Here is a 229-nt window from a genome sequence, read left to right as displayed (position 1 = left end):
GCCACTACCTGCGAGGACGCTGATACTGTATCTATAGCGCCGTTGGCGCCCACTTTCACAATCGAGACCGATATGTCGCCTCCGACCGACCAGCCCGCCGCGTTGCGGAACTTGTCCAGTGCGGATTGCGTCATGAAGAGGAATATGACTGCGGTCGACTGGGCGCCGGCCTGAAATCCAAACGAAGCGGCAGCCGTGCTGTAGTAACCGACTGTCGCGTCACTGATAC

At 59.0% G+C, this 229-nt stretch carries 1 protein-coding gene; it reads right to left on the bottom strand.

Translation table 11 applies throughout. The features are described from left to right. Positions 1 to 227: YSC84-related protein (locus SB659_RS20680; protein WP_410551803.1), on the bottom strand; the 227-nt coding region annotated here is incomplete at its 3' end. Between the last annotated feature and the right edge of the window lie 2 nt (positions 228 to 229).

This window comes from Arthrobacter sp. SIMBA_036, from assembly GCF_046535135.1.
In the GTDB taxonomy this organism is placed as follows: Bacteria; Actinomycetota; Actinomycetes; order Actinomycetales; family Micrococcaceae; genus Arthrobacter.
This window is presented reverse-complemented; position numbering and strand designations above follow the sequence as displayed.